The sequence below is a fragment of the Chryseobacterium sp. A301 genome (assembly GCF_054489425.1).
This window is the reverse complement of record NZ_JBTMWY010000003.1, coordinates 225,993-245,034: the sequence shown is the minus strand read 5'-3', so window position 1 is coordinate 245,034 and position 19,042 is coordinate 225,993. Positions and strand designations below refer to the sequence as shown.

Sequence of the window (19,042 nt, the reverse complement as noted above, 5' to 3'; positions counted from 1 at the left end):
ATTCTTCAAGGATCCTTACTGATTTTCATAGGGTTCGTTTCAGCCTATAGGTGAAAATTCGAGTTGTCTTTTCGGGTGTGAGCTGCGTGGGACTCGCTCACGAATTCAAGATATCCCCGTCTTTTTGAGTGAAAAATTTTATAGCTGCCTATAAAATTGATACATTTGAGTAAACAATGCGTTCGATACTATGAAATTCACGACCAGCAAAACCCATCTTTTTATAGGGGGAGCCCTTCTAATGATTTCCATTCTTGGTAATGCCCAGCAAAAAACCTACGCGAATCCGATCAATATTGACTATGGATACACGCCTTTTGAGGTTTTTTCTAAACAAGGGAAGCATCGCGCAACAGCCGATCCTGTGATTGTCAACTTTAAAGATCGACTTTTTCTTTTTTCAACCAACCAAGAAGGGTATTGGCATAGTGACAATATGCTGGATTGGGAGTTTGTCTCCCGAAAATTCTTAAGAGACGATAAGTATATTCATGATTTAAATGCTCCTGCCGCATGGGTCATGAAGGATACGCTTTACGTGTACGGATCAACATGGGAATCCGATTTTCCGATTTGGAAGTCCACGAATCCCACCAAGGACGAGTGGGAGATTGCAGTAGATACCTTAAAAGTAGGAGCATGGGATCCGGCCTTCCACTACGATGAGGATACCAACAAGCTTTTTCTTTACTGGGGTTCCAGTAACGAATGGCCTCTTCTGGGCACCGAAGTGAACATGAAAACTCTGCAGAGTGAAGGGTATGTAAAACCGATCGTAAAACTCAATCCAGAGGACCACGGATGGGAACGATTTGGAGAATACAACGACAATGTCTTTTTGAAACCGTTTATTGAAGGAGCCTGGGTGACAAAGCATAATGGGAAGTACTATATGCAGTACGGCGCTCCTGCGACTGAATTTAGCGGATATGCAGACGGAGTATATGTGTCCAAGAACCCGTTAGAGGGGTATGAATATCAGAAGCACAATCCCTTTTCCTACAAACCGGGAGGCTTTGCTCGAGGGGCAGGTCATGGGTCTACGTTTCAAGACAAGAACAAAAACTATTGGCACGTATCCACTATTTTTATTTCCACGAAAAACAACTTTGAAAGACGACTCGGAATCTGGCCTGCGGGCTTTGATAAAGACGATGTCATGTATAGCATCACTGCCTACGGCGATTACCCTACCTACCTTCCTGAATATGCAAAAGGAAAAGATTTTAGCAAAGGACTCTTTACAGGCTGGATGCTTCTCAATTACAATAAGCCGGTGCGGGTTTCCTCTACTCTTGGAGGATATCATGCGAATTATTCGGTAGACGAAGACATCAAGACCTATTGGAGTGCGAAAACAGGAAACAAAGGGGAGTGGTTAGAGACCGATTTAGGAGACATTTCAAGTGTGAATGCGATTCAAATTAATTATGCGGATCAAGATGTCGAGTTCATGGGGAAAACACTTGGGAAGTTTCATCAATACCAAATATTTGCATCCACCGACGGGAAATCTTGGAAGCGAATCGTAGACAAAAGCAAAAACAAAACCGATGTACCCCACGATTATGTAGAGCTTGCCCACAGTGTAAAGGCTCGCTATATAAAAATCGAGAATTTAAAGATGCCCACGGGAAAATTTGCGTTAAGTGGACTGCGAGTCTTTGGTAAAGGGCCTGGTGAGGCTCCTGGCAAGGTGCAAAACTTTGTGCCCCTACGTGCCGATCCAAAGAAATTTGGAGAACGACGAAGCATTTGGATGAAATGGCAACAAAACCCTCTTGCGGATGGCTATGTGATCTATTTTGGGAAAGATCCCCATAAGCTCTACGGTAGTATTATGGTGTACGGGAAGAATGAGTATTTTTTTACCGGCGCAGATCGTACCGACAGCTACTATTTTCAGATTGAAGCCTTTAATGCCAATGGGATTTCTCCACGTTCCGAGATTTTTAAAAGTGAATAAACAGAACTCAAAAAAATAGAATATAATGAATCGAATAACAAACGGACTGCTCAGTGTTGCTTTTTTGGCTTGCTTCGCCCTTGCGAGCTCTCAAGAAGTAGACTCTTCAGTAGAGCCTCAATCAGGACCCATCTTCCTAGTGGATGGAAACTTGGCGAAAAGCAGTGCAAAAGAAGTGGAGGTAGAGAATATTGAGTCGGTAGCAATCTATAAAACCGATTCCTCATTACCCTCTGAGCTGAAGGGATTAACGAACCATTTAGATCGTTCCTTGATTTCCATCACGCTTAAAAAAATTAGGGAAGTGGAACATCCCGTGGAATTAAGTACGTTAAACCAAATGCACGGTTTGCCTGCTGAGAGTCCCATCTACCTGGATGGAACGCAGCTCTTTCACAATCATTTGAAGGTCTATCCGTCTGCAATTAAGGAGATAGTGGTAAAGGGAACGAAACAAAATCCCTACCTAGCCCTTACGCTTGGAGAATCAAGCAAGTCCTCATCGGTTCTTCGACTTCCCGTGCAACCTTGGCTACTAGAAAAACTAGATTAACAAACTAAATTTTATATTTTCGTTCGAATGACCATCGCTTATTTAGGCCCGATCGCCTCATTTACAAGTCTAGTAGCTCAAGAATTGTTTCCAGAAAATACCTTGTCTCCGCAAAGCAGCATCCGAGATTGCTTTCTAGCGGTCCAAAAGGGAGAGCTCGACAAGGCGGTCGTTCCGCTAGAGAACTCCATCGAGGGAACGGTGTCCATGACACTAGACTATCTTTATGACTTTGAAGGGATCTCTATTGAAGCCGAGGCGGTACTGCCTATTTCACATCACTTAATGGTTCATCCGCAAAGTGAGGAGGTTCAAGCGATTGTCTCGCATCCTCAGGCCTTAGCTCAGTGCTTCCATTCGTTGGATACAGATTTCAAAGCGGTCCCTCGCATGGACTACCATTCGACCTCAGGCGCCGCAAAATACATTAGTGAACATCCTGAGAAAAACTTTGCGGCGATTGCCAATACGACGGCTGCGGAAATGTACGGTTTGCAAATTATTCGTCATGACATTCATGATTTTGAACAGAATCATACGAAATTCATTGTGATTAGTAAGCAAAACAAAACCTTAGATTTACCGCTGGTGGCAGCCGAGGAGAAGTCTTCTCTTATTCTCACTCTGCCAGAGGATCACGCAGGAGGACTTCATCAAGCTTTGTCCGTATTTGCTTGGCGCAAAATGAATCTTTCTAAAATTGAAAGTCGTACTCTTAAGAAGAAGCTTGGATCTTATTTTTTCTTTATTAACATCGTGGGTGAGTGGAATTCTGCCCAAGCTCTTAATGCGGTGCAAGAACTTGAAAGTTTAAATATCCAAGTGAGTTTTCTAGGGCATTACAAGGAATACTTAATTGAGGGATAATTTAATACTTGCCTTTCCATTTTTTTGAAAGTTCCTCCCTGATTTTCTTTTCTGTTGAATTGGAGCCCGGCTCATAGAGCTTTGTGCCTGAAAGCGATTCCGGTAAGAACTCGAGTTCCACGAAGTTTCCACTATGTGAATGGGCATATTGATACTCCTTGCCATAATCCATTTCTTTCATTAGTTTCGTAGGTGCATTTCGCAAATGCAGCGGCACAGGAAGATTCCCCGTTCTTTTCACAAGTGCTAAAGCCTCTCCAATGGCTTTGTAGGTTGAATTTGATTTCGGAGAAACGGCTAGGTACACTGCGGTTTCACTTAGAATGATTCTGGATTCCGGATTTCCAATCACATTGATCGCTTGAAAGCATGTATTGGCTAGAGTGAGGGCCTGAGGATTGGCAAGACCAATGTCCTCAGCCGCCAAGATGAGCATACGGCGCGCGATGAATTTAATATCCTCGCCTCCCTCTAACATTCTGGCAAGCCAGTAAACAGCGGCATTGGGATCCGATCCTCGAATGGATTTAATAAAAGCGGAGATGATATCGTAATGCTGTTCCCCATTCTTGTCATAAAGAGCCATGGTCTGTTGTAACGTACCTAGGACATCTTCGTTGGATATCTCCGTGTGGGAAGTCCCTAGATATTGGTTTAATACAAGTTCAATGGAATTGATTAATTTACGTGCATCTCCTCCGGAATACTGAATAAAGGCCTGCGCATTTTCCACAGAAAAATCCGATTCATTCGATTCGTTATAAGCCTTCAAGGCAATTCCCAGTAATTCCTCGAGATCTTCGTGCGAGAGAGATTTAAGGACGTAAACTTGCGATCTTGAGAGCAGGGCTGGAACCACCTCAAAACTTGGGTTTTCCGTCGTGGCTCCAATCAGTACAATCCATCCTTTTTCCACCGCATGCAAAAGCGAATCTTGCTGGGACTTGTTAAAACGGTGAATTTCGTCAATAAAGAGTAGGGGAGACTTTCCCGAAAAAAGATTTTGTTTTTTTGCCTCTTCAATAACTTCTCTAACCTCCTTAACTCCACTCGAAACAGCAGAAAGTTTAAAAAATTTACGGTTTGAATGCTCCGCTATGATTTCTGCTAGCGTTGTTTTGCCAGTTCCAGGAGGGCCCCAAAAAAGGAGGGAGCTCAGCGTATCGTTTTCGATCATTCGTCGAATGGGCCCCGAAGGCCCTGTGAGATGCGTCTGCCCAAGAACTTGTTCTAAGGTTTTGGGTCTTAATTGTTCGGCTAAAGGAGTGTTTGAGTTCAAAATCTCGTCAATTTTAGTTCAAAGGTAATAATAAAGAGTTTTGCAATCTTTAATTTAAAATTATTCTGCTATTTTTGCAAGGACTTGGATTCAAAAATAAAATACCTTGCGATCTTGCCCCTTGTGGGTTTAATACGCTTCTATCAACTTGCTATATCCCCCTGGTTGGGGAGCAACTGTCGGTACCATCCGACCTGTTCGCAGTATATGCTAGAAGCCTTGAAAGTGCACGGGTTGTTTTACGGTCTCTATTTGGGGACTAAGCGAATTTTAAGTTGTCATCCTTGGGGAGGGCAGGGATATGATCCTGTACCACCTAAAAAAAATAAAGGCTAAAAACTTAGCTATAATTTGAAAATAGTTGCTATGAAATCTGTATTTTTTCATTTTTTTATATTAATGGTTGTGGCTTTTAGTCCGCAATTAACAGCGCAGTCTTATCCCAACGGACTCTCCGATGCGAATTTAAAAGTGGACGGAAAAGACCTACCTGTCAAAGTGTTTTCCACTACAGATATTCAGGCGTTTGTTAATTTTCCCGAGAATAATACAGATTCCTCTGCCCTAGTCATTTTAAATTCTGTGGTCAATTCCTACGCACAGTCTGGCGTTTTTGAAGGGTACCGCAATTCCGGTTTTCAAATTTTAGATAAAGAATGGCGACCTATTTCTTCAGAATCTTTGGTTTCGCCTGAGAATTGGAGCTACCTATACAAACCAAGATCGGTTGCAGACGTAATTACACCTGAAAAAAAGGTGAAATTAGAAACGGAATATAAGATATGGAATCCCTCCACAGCCATTCATTTAGGGCCAATTTCACTTCACTACTATAGTCTGATGTTTGTGTTAGCCTTTGGGCTTGGGTATGTGGTCATGGGACGCATGTTCAAAATTGACAATGTAAACCAAAAGTATTTGGAGCCCTTATTTACGTGGACTTTAATTGGAACCATTTTAGGCGCAAGGCTTGGTCACGTTATTTTTTATCAACCTGAACTCTTCAAGCAGGATTTTTGGAGTGTATTTTTACCCATTCAAACCAAGCCAGAAATAAAATTCACTGGATTTGCTGGGCTCGCAAGCCACGGTGCTGCCATCGCGTTAATCCTAACGACCCTGTATTATTCATTGAAGATCATCAAGAAAAATCCGCTATGGGTGTACGACCGGATCGGAATCGTGGTGGCTTTAGGCGGAACCTTTGTTCGAATTGGAAACTTTTTCAATTCTGAAATTATTGGAAAACCCGTAGACCCAAGTTCTCCTTTTGCAATTTTGTTTCCTCAAATGAGCAGTGAATATGGAGCTACCGTTCCACGCTATCCGACTCAGCTCATTGAAGCAGGAGGCTATTTCTTGCTCTTTATTCTTTTGTGGGTACTGTATCGATATACGGCTAAGAAGTACCAACAGGGCTTTCTTTTCGGTGTGTTTTTCACGGTCCTATGGTCCATTCGTTTCCTTGTTGAATACCTTAAAGAACCGCAAGGCGATGAGTTTATTAGTATTGCGGGATTAAATACAGGGCAAGTCTTGTCCATACCTTTTATCTTAATAGGAGTGGCCGCGATGATTTACTCGAGAAGATTTAAAATCACACAGGTAGAAAATGAAAAGCCGGAGTAAGAATCAGGTTTTAATAAAAACCCTTAATTTTAATTAACCCTTCGTTTTTGTGGTAGAGCATGCAGACGACCTTGTATGCATCCGTTTTGCAATGCTGTATTTTCTTGTAGGAAACCCGAGTACGCTTTCCTTTTAGTAACTCTGCGTTGAAAACGTGGTAATCCCGTGCTTCCGTGTAGAGGTGCATTCCAGTACAGTACCGTCCAAGACCACAAGAGCTACCTAGAAATCGAGGAATTGGATTTGCATGTGTTAAGCGAAAATTACGCAGTTATTAAAAGAAGCAGAAATCGAGCCCCTTCTATAGGATCTTTAAAGTACGGTACCCGGTGGTACTTCGACTGGGGCTTTGCCCACTTCAAATATTCGAGTCGATTGGCTTCCTCCAATGGAGATTTTCTCGCCCCTCTTTCGAATCCAATTTCCTTCCCGAAGTCCAACCACTTTTGTATCATTCTGCGTTAGAAACTCAAGAATTCTGGTTTCTCTCGTTTCGCCGTTATGTTTGAGGGTGGGGTCCGGATCTAAGTAATGTGGGTTTAGATTGAAAGGGACCAGACCAAGACACTCGAAACTAGAGGGCTGCACGATCGGCATGTCATTGGTAGTTCTCATGTTAAGACCTCCAATGTTACTCCCGGCACTTGTGCCTAGATATGGCTTTTGTTTTAGGATGTTCTCTTTCAAAACCTCCATTAAATTGTTTTCATGCAGAGTTTTAACAAGAAGGAAGGTGTTGCCTCCCCCTGTGAAATACCCTTTTGCGGATTCAATGGCTGCTTTCTGGTCTTCAAACTCATGCAGTCCTTTGATGGAAATACCCAGAGCTTCAAAAAAGAGTCTTGCCTTTTTCGTATACTCCTCGTGAGAGATTCCAGAGGGACGAGCAAAAGGAATAAATAAAATCTCGTCTATTCCATGGAATAAAAGTTTTATCTCTTCTGTTAAGTAATCCAAATAGCTTCCTTCATAAAGAGTGGAGGTGGAGGCAAGAAGTATATTCATAAAGTAAAAGTATTTTAAGTTCGAAGTCCAAAGTTAGTCTTCTTTCCAATTTTTTTCAATTAATTCAGATAAGAATTCAGGGCAGCGGGTTATTTTCTTTGTTTTGGCGTCAAAAAAATACAAAGTTACCTCGGCGAGTGAAATAAGTTCCTTCTGCTCATTATAAATTTCATATTCAAAATGCATTCTTACCCCTGGTTTTTTTTTCAAATAGGTATGAATGTCCAAAACTTGGTCATACAAAGCAGCCTTTAAATACTTCATCTTATACTCGGAAACAGGCAGCCAAATTCCTTGGTTTTCAAGTTCATCGTATGAAATTCCGATGGATCGTAACTGCTCTACTCGGGCGGCTTCGAGGTACTGCGCGTAGTTGCCGTAGTAGACGTATTTCATAGGGTCTGTTTCGCCGTAACGAACACGATGTGAATGGATTGTGTGTATCATAATTTTCTATGAGAAAGAAACATACAAATATATTTCTTAATAATCAAGTTTGATAAAGTTTTTTTATGACAATATTTTTTGTCATCTTTGTTTTCTACTTTTGAGTAGTCAAATATATACTTTCACTTCGATTTTTTGTTTAATTTATGGATCAAGATTTATCATTGATATGGGAAAAGTGTCTGCAATTCATGCGGGACAATCTTAATGCAGCAGAGGATAATGATGATCTGAAGAAGTTGGAAAGATCGTTTGATCTTTTGTTTGATAAAGTGGAGCCACTTTCGTTAGTGAACCACAATTTAACTCTTTTGGTTCCAAGTGATTTTTACAAAGAATACATCGAGGATACCTATCTCTCCCTTTTGTCGGCCGCTTTAAGAAAGAATATTGGAAAAGGTGTGAAGCTTTGGTATTCTGTCATGGAGAACAAGCCTTCTGGTAAAGAAAAGCCCATCGTACAAAATGTAAAAGGGAATTCCGTTCCGGCCCCGAAGATTCAACAGGCCATGCCTAAGTCTTCGAACTTGATTAATCCTCGAGTGGCTCCAGGAATTCAAAAAATAAACATTGATTCAAATCTGATTCCTCATCTGTCCTTTGATAACTTTGTGGAGGGTGAGAGCAATAAATTCGCATCCACCGTAGCGAAATCCATCGCGAAACGTCCTGGGGGTACTGCATTTAACCCTTTGTTTTTGCATGGAGGTGTAGGTGTAGGGAAGACTCACGTAGCCCATGCGGTTGGACTGGAAGTGAAACAGAATTTTTCAGATAAGGTCGTTTTGTATCTCTCCTCTGAAAAATTCATTCAACAATTTGTATCTGCGGCAAAGGCCCAGAACAAAACGGAGTTTCAGAACTACTACCAAATGGTGGACGTGCTGATCATTGACGATATTCAGTTTCTTTCTGGAAAAGCAGCGACACAGGATAGCTTCTTCCATATTTTCGATTATCTGCACCAAAACGGAAAGCAAATTATCTTAACCTCAGACAAAGCGCCTGTGGATATCCAAGATATTCAAGAGCGAATTGTTTCGCGTTTTAAATGGGGACTTTCTGCAGAAATTAAATCTCCTGATTTTGAGACGAGACGAAAGATTATCGTTGACAAATTAAGTCGAGATGGAATTGTCCTAACGGATGATATGGTGAATTACCTTGCGGGCGAGGTGAAATCAAACGTAAGAGAATTAATTGGAGTAATCAATTCTGTGATTGCCTATTCCACGATTTACAAATCCGATTTAAGTCTAGAGCTTTTAAAAGATACCATCAATAAGATTGCCTCTACTCAGAAGAAAGTAATTAACATTCCTTACATTCAAGAAGTGGTGTGCGAGTATTTTGGAATAAATCGTGAGCAGCTGCTTTCTAAGTCTAGAAAAAGGGACATCGCACTTCCAAGACAATTGGCGATGTACTTCTCTAAGGAACTTACTTCAAATACATTTTCTAAAATCGGGGAAGAAATGGGTGGAAAGGATCACTCTACTGTAATGTACGCTTGTGAAACCATCAAGGATACCTCCAAAATAGACAAAGAGATTAAAAAATATGTAAAGGAGCTCTCTGAGAAGATTAAAAAATAGATTCTCCGACGAGACTACAAATTAAAATGAAGGATCCAGCGTTCTTCATTTTTTTTTTTAAATTCGCTTCTAATTCTGATTTTAAAAGACCATGAAAATTCTAATGCTTTGCCTTGGCAATATTTGCAGAAGTCCTCTTGCGGAGGGCTTATTACGATCCAAATTGCCCAGCAATTTTGAGGTAGCTAGTGCGGGAACTAGTTTTATGCACCAGGGAAATTCGGCAGACAGTCGTATGATTCAAACGGCAAAAAACAGAGGTCTAGATCTTTCTATGCATCGAGCACAAGGCTTTAAAAGGGAGCATTTGAATATGTACGATCGGATTTATTGTATGGACCGATCCAACCTTGAGAATGCGCTTGAGTTGGCTGAAACTAAGGAACAGACGCGTAAAGTGCAATTGCTTCTTGAAAATAGGGGCGAGGTACCTGACCCTTATTTTGGCGAGCAGGAAGGTTTTGATGAAGTTTATGACTTGCTCGACAAGGCACTTGATGAGCTGGCCGCTGAACTTAAAAGAACCCATTAATAGAACGTTATGCTTATACTTTTACCTGCTTACTTGAGCGAACTTACACCGAAGAGTCATTTTGCACCGGTGATCTCCGAGTATATCGCAAAGATCGATTGCTATTTTGTTGAGAATGAGAAAACCGCTCGTCGTATAATTAAGTTCTTTTGTCCCGAAAAAAAACAAAGTGATCTTAAGTTAATTCTTCTCAACAAGTACACCCAGACAGAGGAGTTAGGGGAAGGACTTGGTTGGTTGAAAGAAGAAGCGGATTGCGGACTTTTGTCAGAAGCGGGTCTTCCTTGTCTTGCCGATCCCGGCAATATCCTGGTTTCTTGGTGCCATGAAAATGGGGTTCAAGTGGTGCCTATCAATGGTCCCTCTTCCATGATTTTGGCATTGATTGCAAGTGGATTTAACGGTCAGCAGTTTACCTTTAGCGGGTATTTGCCGATTGATAAAGCAGAACGTAGGCATAAGATTGTGCAGCTTGAGCAAACGGTTCTTAAGACAGGAACCAGTCAAATTTTTATGGAAACTCCTTACCGCAACAATGCGATGCTAGAAGATCTATGCAAAACACTTTCTCCTCAGCAGAAGCTATGCGTCGCCTCCAATATTGGGCATCCTACCGAGGAATTCATTCAGACTTTGAAAATCTCAGAGTGGAGAAAGAAAAAGACAGATCTTCACAAGATTCCTACCGTATTTGTGATTGGACGTTAAGCTTCAGATTCTAATTTTGAAATCAAATTCTTTTTTACCTGCGTTAGGCACAGGTCTTTTGCTTTTGCATAAGAGATTTCATAGTGGCGATCGATTCGACTGAGCTCTTTTGGAAAATTCTCGAGAAGCTGATCATAATACCGGTCCAATTGCTCCTTAGAGGGCATGTGAAAGGAAATATGCACTTGGAACCTTCTTAAAATCGCCGTGTCGACAACCTCTGGATGATTGGTAGCGGCAATTAGAATTGCTTTTTGTGGAAAGTAATCGATGAGTTGAATCAGAGAGTTTACTAGCCGTCGCATTTCGCCCACTTCCTTATCCTCTAAAGACCTAGCTTTTCCAATATGGTCAAATTCATCCAGGAATAAAATCGCTTTGTCTCGTGAGGCTTTATCAAAGATTTGTTTTAAATTTTGAGCTGTTTCTCCGATGCGTGGACTCACGAGATTGCTCAGATTTAGGATGATTATTGGACGAGAAAGAGCATGGGCAATGGCTTTGGCAGCCATGGTCTTTCCAAGACCCGAAGGGCCTGTGAAGAGAATTTTATTATTTATTTCAAGTCCGTAATGAGCCAGTTGCTCGGTAAACTTTTGTTCTTTCAAAAGTTGCTCGAGGGCCTCTTTTTGATCTTTCTGCAATTGCATGTCTTCAAGGCTTACGCCTGGATCCGGAGCTAAAATTAAATCGAATAGGTTCATTTGGAGTGGAGTCTAATGCAAAGATAACGCTAGTTTCGTAGAATACAAAGCAACGAGATTCTCATTTTCTTTCCTTTTGTATTTAGCGGATAGTTCAAAATAGTGCAGGAGGATTTAACTAATTTCTGTACTTTTAAAGTCTAATTTATCTTCGTAGAATCGAATTGTGGAACTGATTTTGTTTCGTTTCGAATGAGAAAATAGGGTTTTCCCCCTTCGATGGAAGCTTAGATTTATAATTTTATATATGAAATATAGTGCCCTACTGTTTGTTTTTATCAGTGCCTTCGCCTTTGCTCAGTCAACCGCTGAGCGTTTAGAAAGGCAAGTTCAATCTCTTTTAAATTCTTCTGCCGCTTACTCGGCAAGTCTATCCTTGTACGTCGCAGACGAAAATGGAAATTTACTCTATGAACACCAGGGTAGAAAGGGACTTTCAAGTGCCTCCACTCAAAAGATTTTTACTGCAGGTGCTGCTCTAGAGTCTCTTGGAAGTGATTTTAAATGGAAAACGACTTTGTCCTATGAGGGGCAAATTTCAAACGACGTTTTAAACGGTAGCTTGTACGTGTTTTCCAACGGAGACCCCACGCTTGGCAGTTGGCGTTATTCAGGCCATAAACCCGAGGATTTTGAAAAGGCAGTGGTGTCGGCGCTAAAAGAGAAGGGAATCAAAAAAGTGTCTGGAAACCTGTGGATCGACGATTCCAATTTTGATTTTCAAACCATACCGGGTGGTTGGCCCTGGAACGATTTAGGCAACTATTATGGAGCCGGTGTATTTGGTGTTAATTGGCGAGAGAATCAATTTGACATGAAAACGTCCGGAAAAGAAATCCGGGGATTCAATATGGACTTAGAAGGAGTAAAATGGGTGAACGATTTAAAAGCGGGTGGGAGCTCGGATCAAAGTCTTGTGTTTACGGCTCCTTTTTCAAATGTCGCTTATGTGAATGGAACCTTACCCAACAAATCCATGACCGTGTCCGGGGTTATTCCCAACCCACCTTTACAATTAGGTTTAGAGTTAAAAGCAGGGCTTAAAAAAGCAGGAATTGAGCTGGAGGGAGAAGTTAAAACCTCGTCTCTCGAGAGAATTGAATCGGGGGAAAAGGCGCGGGTTCCCAAAGGAACGCTACTTCTAGAGTATAGATCTCCTTCGTTAGAGCAAGTGGTTTACTATTTTATGAGAAAAAGTGTGAACCTTTATGGGGAAGCTCTTGTAAAAACCATGGCCAAAGAAAAAACAAATTCCGATTCATTCGACGGCGGAATTGCCTACATGAAGGATTTTTGGAAAGGCAAAGGAATTAATTCAAAGATGATCAATTTTGCAGACGGAAGCGGGTTGTCCCCTCAGAATTATGTGTCTGCAGAGGCAGAAGTAAAAGCGCTTTTGTGGAGTAAAAAACAAGGGTGGTTCGATGCGTTTTACAATGGATTTCCGGTGCAAGGCAACGGGATGAAAATGAAAAGTGGAACGATGAAAAACACGAAGTCTTTTGCGGGATACCACCGCAGTTCAAATGGGAAAGCCTATGTTTTTGCAGTCATTTTGAACAACTACCAAGGTGGAAATATTAGTCAGGCTTTGTACGATGTACTCTCTCCTCTTAAATAAGGAAAAAGAGAGAGAAGGGAAATAAAAAAAGCATCGCATGAGAAAGATTCGTGCGATGCTTTTTTTAAGGAATAGACCCTATCTTTTTAAGAAGTTTTAAGGTCTACTTCGATGTAATAGTTTGGACTCACTTCAAAGGTTTCACCTTTTGAAAGTTTGATACTTTGCCAAAGAGCCGTAGGGTGAATCGTCCGGTTTTTATTTAAGTGAATAGGCAAGGAGAAATTAGGAACTGTGTTTTGAAATCGAAACTCAAGAGTTCCTTGGTCTGGATTGTGTACAAGTTCTAATTTCGGAACCTTCACTCCGCGTAGGTACTGATTAAAGACTGAGGAGAGATCCCTATCTAATAGTTTTGACATCTCGTTTTCAATTTGTGCAGAGCTAACCATCTGATGGTAGAAGGTTTTGTTAAGAGCTCTAAGCATGTGGCGGAATTTTGCATCGTCGTTTACGGCTTCTCGTATCGTATGCAGCATACTTGCTCCTTTGTAATACATATCGCCACTTCCCGATACATTCACACCATAAAGCCCAATGATGGGTTTGTCATTTTGAATGGCTCTTCGGGTTCCGATTTGGTAGCGGTCGGCAGAAATTGGGTCTAAATAGTTTTCGGTGAAAAGCGTTTCCGAATAGCTAGTAAACGCTTCTTGAATCCACATGTCTGCTTTTTCGCTTGCTGTAATGTTGTTGGCGAACCACTCGTGTCCGGTCTCGTGAATGATAATGAAATCCCACTTGAGACCTACTCCGGTTTGGGAAAGATCACGTCCTAGGTATCCGTTTTCATAGTTGTTGCCATAAGCGACATTGCTTTGATGTTCCATTCCTAAATAAGGAGTTTCTACTAGTTTGTAGGAGTCCTCGTAAAAAGGATAAGGACCAAACCAATATTCAAAGGCTTTCATCATCGGCTTTACTTGCGCAAATTGCTTTTTGGCTTTTTCTAGGTTATAATCCAAAACCCAATAGTCTAAATCCAGAGGTCCTTTTTCTCCTTCATAAGATTCTCCAAAATGGACGTAATGGCCTATGCTTGGTACCATAGAGTATCCATTGATTGGGTTTTTTACTTCCCAAATATAACTTGTAAAATCGCCCTTTTGAGTTTTGGAAACTAAGCGTCCGTTTCCAACACCCACTAGGTCGCTAGGAGTTACAATTTCCATGGTCATGCCTTCATCAGGTTCGTCAAGCCATTGGTCTTTAAGGGGCAACCATAAAGAGGGTCCTTCTCCTTCCTGAGCCACGCTCATGAAAGGACGGTTTTTCTTGTCTTTTGCGAAGACCCAGCCTCCGTCCCAAGGTGCTTTCTTCGCGATTTTTGGTGCGCCAGAGTACCCGATGGTAAGGGCGTATCGTTGTCCTTTTTTTAAGGGAAGTTTTGGGGTGAGAAACAGAAAGTCACCTTCTCTTTTTTCGGAAATCAACCCCAAGTTGTGTTTAAGGATCTTATAGTTCATTGGAGATTGTAGATCAATTTGCAGGGTCGTATTTTTCCGATCTTCAGTCACTTCAAAAGTGATGGTGTTTTGGCCTTCTAGGGTTTGGGTTTCAAAGGTTGGCTTTACAACAATATCGTATTTTTTGACATCCCAAAAATCCCGGAATTCCGTATTGGACCCTTTGAGGGTATCTTGCCGGGTAAATGTTTGTGCGCTCAAAAGTGCGCACGAAATAGAAAGTAAAAACGTAAGGATTCTCATATCTTCAATTATAAGACCCAAAAGTAGTAAAAAATGGTGACCTTTTTAAGGGGTAAGGTGGTTTTATGCCGCTATGATTCTAAAAACTACACGACCTTTTGAGCTCGTTTTTGCATTTTGTTATACGTGCGTTTGCAAATGCCAATGCTGAATTCGTAAAGAACTAAAAGAGGAAGGGCAGCCATGGACATGCTTAGCACATCGGCAGGGGTAATGACGGCTGCAATGACCAAAATCACAACGAGGGAATGTCGACGGTAGGTTTTAAGAAAGGTAGGGGTTAAAATACCAATGGCAGTCAAGAAATAAACAATAATAGGAAAGAGAAAAACAATTCCCATACCGACTACAATCTGAAAGAACAAGGCAGCGTAATCCGATAGGTCATACAAAGGTTCAATGATTTCCGATATTTTAAAAACAGCACCAAAATTAATTGCAAACGGAAGGATCAGATAATACCCACACAAAATTCCTAAAAGGAAAAGGACCCAAACTGAATTAATAAGCAGGGAAGAGTTTTTTCGCTCTTTGGGATGAAGCGCGGGAGAAATAAATCTCCAAAGCTCCCAAACAAGATAAGGGAAGGAAAGAACAATCCCTCCAATAACCGACACGCTCATCATGACATTGAACTGTTGGTAGAGCTTCTGCACCCTTACCGGGAAATCCGCTGGGAGTTCAATTGCGTTGGTGCCTACGAGTTCTTGAGAAAGATAATTGATGGCACGAAACGTAGGGAAGTCATTTTTCACTGGACCAAAGAAAATCTGGTCAATAATCCATTCGATGTTAAAACCTACCACAAAGCCACACAGGATTATGGCGATAATGCATCGAATTAAATGGCCTCTTAGTTCTCCAATGTGCCCAATTAAGGACATGTCTTTCTCGCGATCCACAAGCTTGATTTATTTTGGTTTTGAAGTTGCGAAAATACGCAATAAGTTACAATTCGCCTAGCGAAACTAAAGGGGTTTGAGGGGCAGGTTTACAGAATGCCTTCGTCCAAAAGACGATGGATATCAATAATTCCGTAATAGGTATTCTCATCGGTCACAATGATTTGACCAATATTGCGGTCTTTCATTAGTGCCATTGCGTCTTTTGCAAGCGCGTTTTTGTCGATGGTCTTGGGGTTTTCGCTCATAATGTCTTGGGCAAGCATTTGGGAAATGTCCTCGGTATTCAAAAGCATTCTTCTTAAGTCCCCGTCGGTAATAACCCCTGTGATTTTCTCTTGATCGATCACGACGGTCACCCCGTGAGAGGAAGCACTAATCGAAATGATGACTTCTCGTATGTTTGCATTGGGGGCCACTTGTGGTTTTTGAGTAGATAAAAACTGCTCCACGGTAGCGGTTAAATTTTTGCCTAAGCTACCGCCTGGATGAAATTTCGCAAAATCTTGTTCCTTAAATCCATTTAGCTCCATAAGGCAGACCGCAAGAGCGTCTCCTAATGCCATTTGAACGGTAGTGGAACTGGTAGGGGCTAGTTTAATGGGGCAGGCCTCTTTTTCCACATGCGTATTAAGGACCACATCTGAGCTTTGTGCCAGTTTGCTCTCCAAATTCCCAGTCATAGCAATTAAGTTGCTAGAATACGATTTTAAGTAAGGAAGAAGGGTGACGATTTCCGGGGAATTTCCGGAATTTGAAATACACAAAACCACATCTTGCTTTTGGATGAGTCCTAAATCTCCGTGGATTGCCTCTGCTGCATGAAGAAACTGCGAGGGGGTTCCCGTAGAGTTTAGCGTCGCTACAATCTTATTTGCAACATGGGCGGATTTTCCAATTCCGACAATAATGAGTTTTCCACTCGCTTGGTTGATGAGTTGGGCGGCCTTTGCAAAACTTGAATCGATTCGCTGACTGAGTAATTCAAGTTCAGAGATTTCAATGTCAATAGAGCGTTTTGCCAAAAGGATTAGATCTGAATTTTTCAACTTAAAGTAGTTTTAGATAATTTACCCAAGATAAGATTGCCTTTTAAGGGATTATTTAGTAACTTTGGGTAATGTGCAAATTTAGCAAACAAAATTAGATGGGGACGAAAAACACGGATTTATCGCGTGAATTGAAGAAATATTTTGGGTTCTCTACTTTTAAGGGACACCAAGAGGAGATTATTGAAACGCTTTTGGACGGGCAAGACGTTTTCGTTTTAATGCCTACCGGCGGAGGTAAGTCACTATGTTATCAACTTCCCGCACTTATTTTGCCAGGGACAGCAATTGTCGTTTCTCCCTTAATTGCACTGATGAAGAACCAGGTCGATGCGGTCAATGGACTTTCTTCCCAAAAAGGGTTAGCGCATGTCCTTAATTCTTCCCTTAACAAAACACAAACCACACAAGTGTTTAGCGATATTAGAAGCGGCGTGACCAAACTTCTTTATGTGGCTCCTGAATCTCTTATTAAGGAGGATTATATGGAGTTTTTAAAGGAGGTGCCCATTTCTTTTGTGGCGATTGACGAGGCGCATTGTATCTCCGAGTGGGGGCATGACTTTCGCCCGGAATATAGGAACCTTAAATTAATTATTGATAAAATTGCAGACGTGCCCGTTATCGCCCTTACTGCAACGGCTACGCCGAAGGTGCAAGATGATATTCAAAAAACGCTTGGCATGAGCGATGCCAAAGTCTTTAAATCGAGTTTTAACCGAGCCAATTTATTTTACGAGGTTCGCCCAAAAATCAACATTGATAAAGAGATCGTTAAATTTATAAACGCTCGAAAAGGAAAATCAGGAATTGTCTACTGCCTTAGCCGTAGAAAGGTGGAGGAGTTCGCGCAATTGTTGCAAGTCAATGGCATTAACGCAAGACCTTATCATGCCGGACTGGATCAAAAAACCAGAGTCGCGAACCAAGACGGTTTTCTAACCGAAGATTGTGATGTGATAGTGGCGACCATTGCGTTTGGAATGGGTATTGACAAGCCCGATGTGCGTTTCGTTATTCATTATGATTTTCCAAAATCCCTTGAAAGTTATTACCAAGAAACAGGTCGTGCAGGCCGAGACGGAGGCGAGGGCTACTGTCTTGCTTTTTACGATCCAAAAGACATTGAAAAACTAGAGAAATTTTTAGCGCAAAAACCCGTTTCAGAACGAGAAATCGGACTGCAGCTTTTAAATGAAGTGGTCGGCTATGCGGAAACCTCAATGAGCCGTAGACAGTACTTACTTTATTATTTTGGCGAGCGGTTTGATCCCGTGCACGGAGATGGGGCGAAAATGGATGACAACGCGGTGAATCCTCCCCCTGTGGTGGATGCTTTCTCGGATTTGAAAAAATTACTTGAGATTGTAAAAACATTGGGAGAAAAATTCAAGTCGCGAGATTTAATTAGCCTGATTATGGGCAAAGAAAACTCAGTCACCAAATCCTATAAATTAGAAACAACCAATTTTTTTGGAATTGGAAAGGCGCATTCTGACAATTACTGGAAATCGATCATTCGGCAGGCCAATGTACAGGATTATCTAACCAAGGATATTGAAACCTATGGAGTTCTTAAACTCTCAAGCAAGGCACTTCGTGTTTTATCCGGTGAAATTGAACCTGAATTTAAGATTGCGCAAGACCGGGAGTATAATTTAGAGCAGCTTCGAACGGAGTCTGACAAAAGCGATGTACTGGCTGCAGGCAGTATGGATGAGAACCTTTTTTCTCAGCTTAAGGAGCTTAGAAAGACCGTTGCGAAAAAGCATCAAATCCCTCCGTATACAGTCTTTATGGATGCGAGCCTAGAAGACATGACCATTCAGTATCCAGTGACCTCTGAGGAAATTTCAAAAATCTATGGGGTGGGCGAAGGAAAAGCACGTCGGTATGGAAAGGAATTTGCCGAGTTTATCGCTAAGTACGTGGATGCAAATCAAATTGAGCGTACGCAGGATATGGTGCTAAAGCAGGTGGCTAACAAATCGAGTCACAAAGTTTTTATCATCCAGAGTACGGACAAGAAATTAGACTTAGAGGACATTGCTAGAGCAAAACATCTAACGATGGATGCCCTTCTAAAAGAAATGGAAAGAATCGTCTATCAAGGCACGAAGTTAAATATTGATTACTACCTCGAGGAGTTTATTGACGAGGACATTGTGGAGGAATTCATGGATTTCATGAAACAAAGCGATAGTGATAGTATGAAAGTCTTGACAGGAGAATTTGGTGAGGACCTAAGCGACGAAGAGATTCGTATGCTCAGAATTAAATTCATTTCAGACATCGCAAATTAATTCTTTTTCCTGATTCTATGCTTGGGATTTCAGGGTAGGTTCTTTTTCGATAATCCATAGATTTTGCCGCTCTTTTTTGTTTTTCTGAAAATTCAAAAATATATTTCCCTTTTAATTTCTGTACACTTTTGAGGTTTTGTAAAAATACATCTAGCTGTTTTACAGCTGAGTAA

At 41.4% G+C, this 19,042-nt stretch carries 17 protein-coding genes; 10 read left to right on the top strand and 7 right to left on the bottom strand.

Translation table 11 applies throughout. The annotated features are described in order from the left end of the window. The first annotated feature begins 190 nt into the window (after positions 1 to 190). The 3 genes from ACX3PU_RS07060 to pheA are packed head-to-tail and all read left to right on the top strand — an operon-like array spanning position 191 to position 3,386. Positions 191 to 1,966: a discoidin domain-containing protein gene (locus tag ACX3PU_RS07060; RefSeq protein ID WP_459084261.1), complete on the top strand. Its 1,776-nt coding sequence runs from the start codon at positions 191 to 193 to the stop codon at positions 1,964 to 1,966. Between the two features lie 25 nt (positions 1,967 to 1,991). Beyond that, positions 1,992 to 2,519, top strand: a complete 528-nt coding sequence (locus ACX3PU_RS07055) for a hypothetical protein (RefSeq protein WP_459084260.1) — start codon at positions 1,992 to 1,994, stop codon at positions 2,517 to 2,519. A 27-nt stretch (positions 2,520 to 2,546) separates the two neighbouring features. Then, positions 2,547 to 3,386, top strand: coding sequence for a prephenate dehydratase (gene pheA, locus ACX3PU_RS07050; protein WP_459084259.1), 840 nt, complete (start codon positions 2,547 to 2,549; stop codon positions 3,384 to 3,386). Between the two features lies 1 nt (position 3,387). Here pheA and ACX3PU_RS07045 read toward each other — a convergent pair whose 3' ends face one another. Then, the gene (locus ACX3PU_RS07045; RefSeq protein WP_459084258.1) at positions 3,388 to 4,665 is read right to left on the bottom strand and encodes a replication-associated recombination protein A; all 1,278 of its coding nucleotides are present in this window, start codon (positions 4,663 to 4,665) and stop codon (positions 3,388 to 3,390) included. A gap of 96 nt (positions 4,666 to 4,761) precedes the next feature. On the opposite strand from ACX3PU_RS07045, the gene yidD reads away from it, so the two are divergent. Further along, positions 4,762 to 5,001 carry a membrane protein insertion efficiency factor YidD gene (yidD, locus tag ACX3PU_RS07040; protein ID WP_459084405.1) on the top strand — a complete coding sequence of 80 codons (240 nt, stop codon included), beginning with the start codon at positions 4,762 to 4,764 and terminating at the stop codon, positions 4,999 to 5,001. Between the two features lie 420 nt (positions 5,002 to 5,421). Further along, on the top strand, positions 5,422 to 6,294 hold the full coding sequence (gene lgt, locus ACX3PU_RS07035; RefSeq protein ID WP_459084404.1) for a prolipoprotein diacylglyceryl transferase: 873 nt from the start codon (positions 5,422 to 5,424) through the stop codon (positions 6,292 to 6,294). 312 nt (positions 6,295 to 6,606) lie between these two features. Here the strand turns inward: lgt and pepE are convergent, their stop codons facing one another. Next, positions 6,607 to 7,299: a dipeptidase PepE gene (gene pepE, locus ACX3PU_RS07030; RefSeq protein ID WP_459084257.1), complete on the bottom strand. Its 693-nt coding sequence runs from the start codon at positions 7,297 to 7,299 to the stop codon at positions 6,607 to 6,609. Positions 7,300 to 7,332: 33 nt separating this feature from the next. Next, complete coding sequence (locus tag ACX3PU_RS07025) at positions 7,333 to 7,746, bottom strand: acyl-CoA thioesterase (protein ID WP_459084256.1); 414 nt, start codon at positions 7,744 to 7,746, stop codon at positions 7,333 to 7,335. Positions 7,747 to 7,892: 146 nt separating this feature from the next. Here ACX3PU_RS07025 and dnaA point away from each other — a divergent pair, with 146 nt between their 5' ends. From dnaA to ACX3PU_RS07010, 3 genes are all read left to right on the top strand, one after another. Then, a complete protein-coding gene (dnaA, locus tag ACX3PU_RS07020; RefSeq protein ID WP_459084255.1) occupies positions 7,893 to 9,341 on the top strand; it encodes a chromosomal replication initiator protein DnaA in 1,449 nt (482 codons plus the stop codon). A gap of 91 nt (positions 9,342 to 9,432) precedes the next feature. After that, entirely contained in the window at positions 9,433 to 9,873 is a 441-nt protein-coding gene (locus ACX3PU_RS07015; RefSeq protein WP_459084253.1) for a low molecular weight protein-tyrosine-phosphatase, read from the top strand. A gap of 9 nt (positions 9,874 to 9,882) precedes the next feature. Then, a complete protein-coding gene (locus tag ACX3PU_RS07010) occupies positions 9,883 to 10,581 on the top strand; it encodes an SAM-dependent methyltransferase (RefSeq protein ID WP_459084251.1) in 699 nt (232 codons plus the stop codon). On the opposite strand, the gene ACX3PU_RS07005 is transcribed toward ACX3PU_RS07010, so the two are convergent. After that, the gene (locus tag ACX3PU_RS07005; RefSeq protein ID WP_459084250.1) at positions 10,578 to 11,285 is read right to left on the bottom strand and encodes an AAA family ATPase; all 708 of its coding nucleotides are present in this window, start codon (positions 11,283 to 11,285) and stop codon (positions 10,578 to 10,580) included. The genes ACX3PU_RS07010 and ACX3PU_RS07005 overlap by 4 nt on opposite strands. Before the next feature lie 247 nt (positions 11,286 to 11,532). On the opposite strand from ACX3PU_RS07005, the gene dacB reads away from it, so the two are divergent. After that, positions 11,533 to 12,906, top strand: a complete 1,374-nt coding sequence (gene dacB, locus ACX3PU_RS07000) for a D-alanyl-D-alanine carboxypeptidase/D-alanyl-D-alanine endopeptidase (RefSeq protein ID WP_459084249.1) — start codon at positions 11,533 to 11,535, stop codon at positions 12,904 to 12,906. Positions 12,907 to 12,992: 86 nt separating this feature from the next. Here the strand turns inward: dacB and ACX3PU_RS06995 are convergent, their stop codons facing one another. The 3 genes from ACX3PU_RS06995 to ACX3PU_RS06985 form a co-directional block, all read right to left on the bottom strand. Next, positions 12,993 to 14,615: a M1 family metallopeptidase gene (locus ACX3PU_RS06995; RefSeq protein ID WP_459084248.1), complete on the bottom strand. Its 1,623-nt coding sequence runs from the start codon at positions 14,613 to 14,615 to the stop codon at positions 12,993 to 12,995. Positions 14,616 to 14,701: 86 nt separating this feature from the next. Continuing rightward, a complete protein-coding gene (tatC, locus tag ACX3PU_RS06990; RefSeq protein WP_459084247.1) occupies positions 14,702 to 15,517 on the bottom strand; it encodes a twin-arginine translocase subunit TatC in 816 nt (271 codons plus the stop codon). Positions 15,518 to 15,606: 89 nt separating this feature from the next. Further along, positions 15,607 to 16,566: a KpsF/GutQ family sugar-phosphate isomerase gene (locus ACX3PU_RS06985; RefSeq protein ID WP_459084246.1), complete on the bottom strand. Its 960-nt coding sequence runs from the start codon at positions 16,564 to 16,566 to the stop codon at positions 15,607 to 15,609. Positions 16,567 to 16,664: 98 nt separating this feature from the next. Here ACX3PU_RS06985 and recQ point away from each other — a divergent pair, with 98 nt between their 5' ends. After that, positions 16,665 to 18,869 (top strand): DNA helicase RecQ, encoded by a 2,205-nt coding sequence (gene recQ, locus ACX3PU_RS06980; protein WP_459084245.1) that lies wholly within the window; start codon positions 16,665 to 16,667, stop codon positions 18,867 to 18,869. Positions 18,870 to 19,042 lie beyond the last annotated feature (173 nt).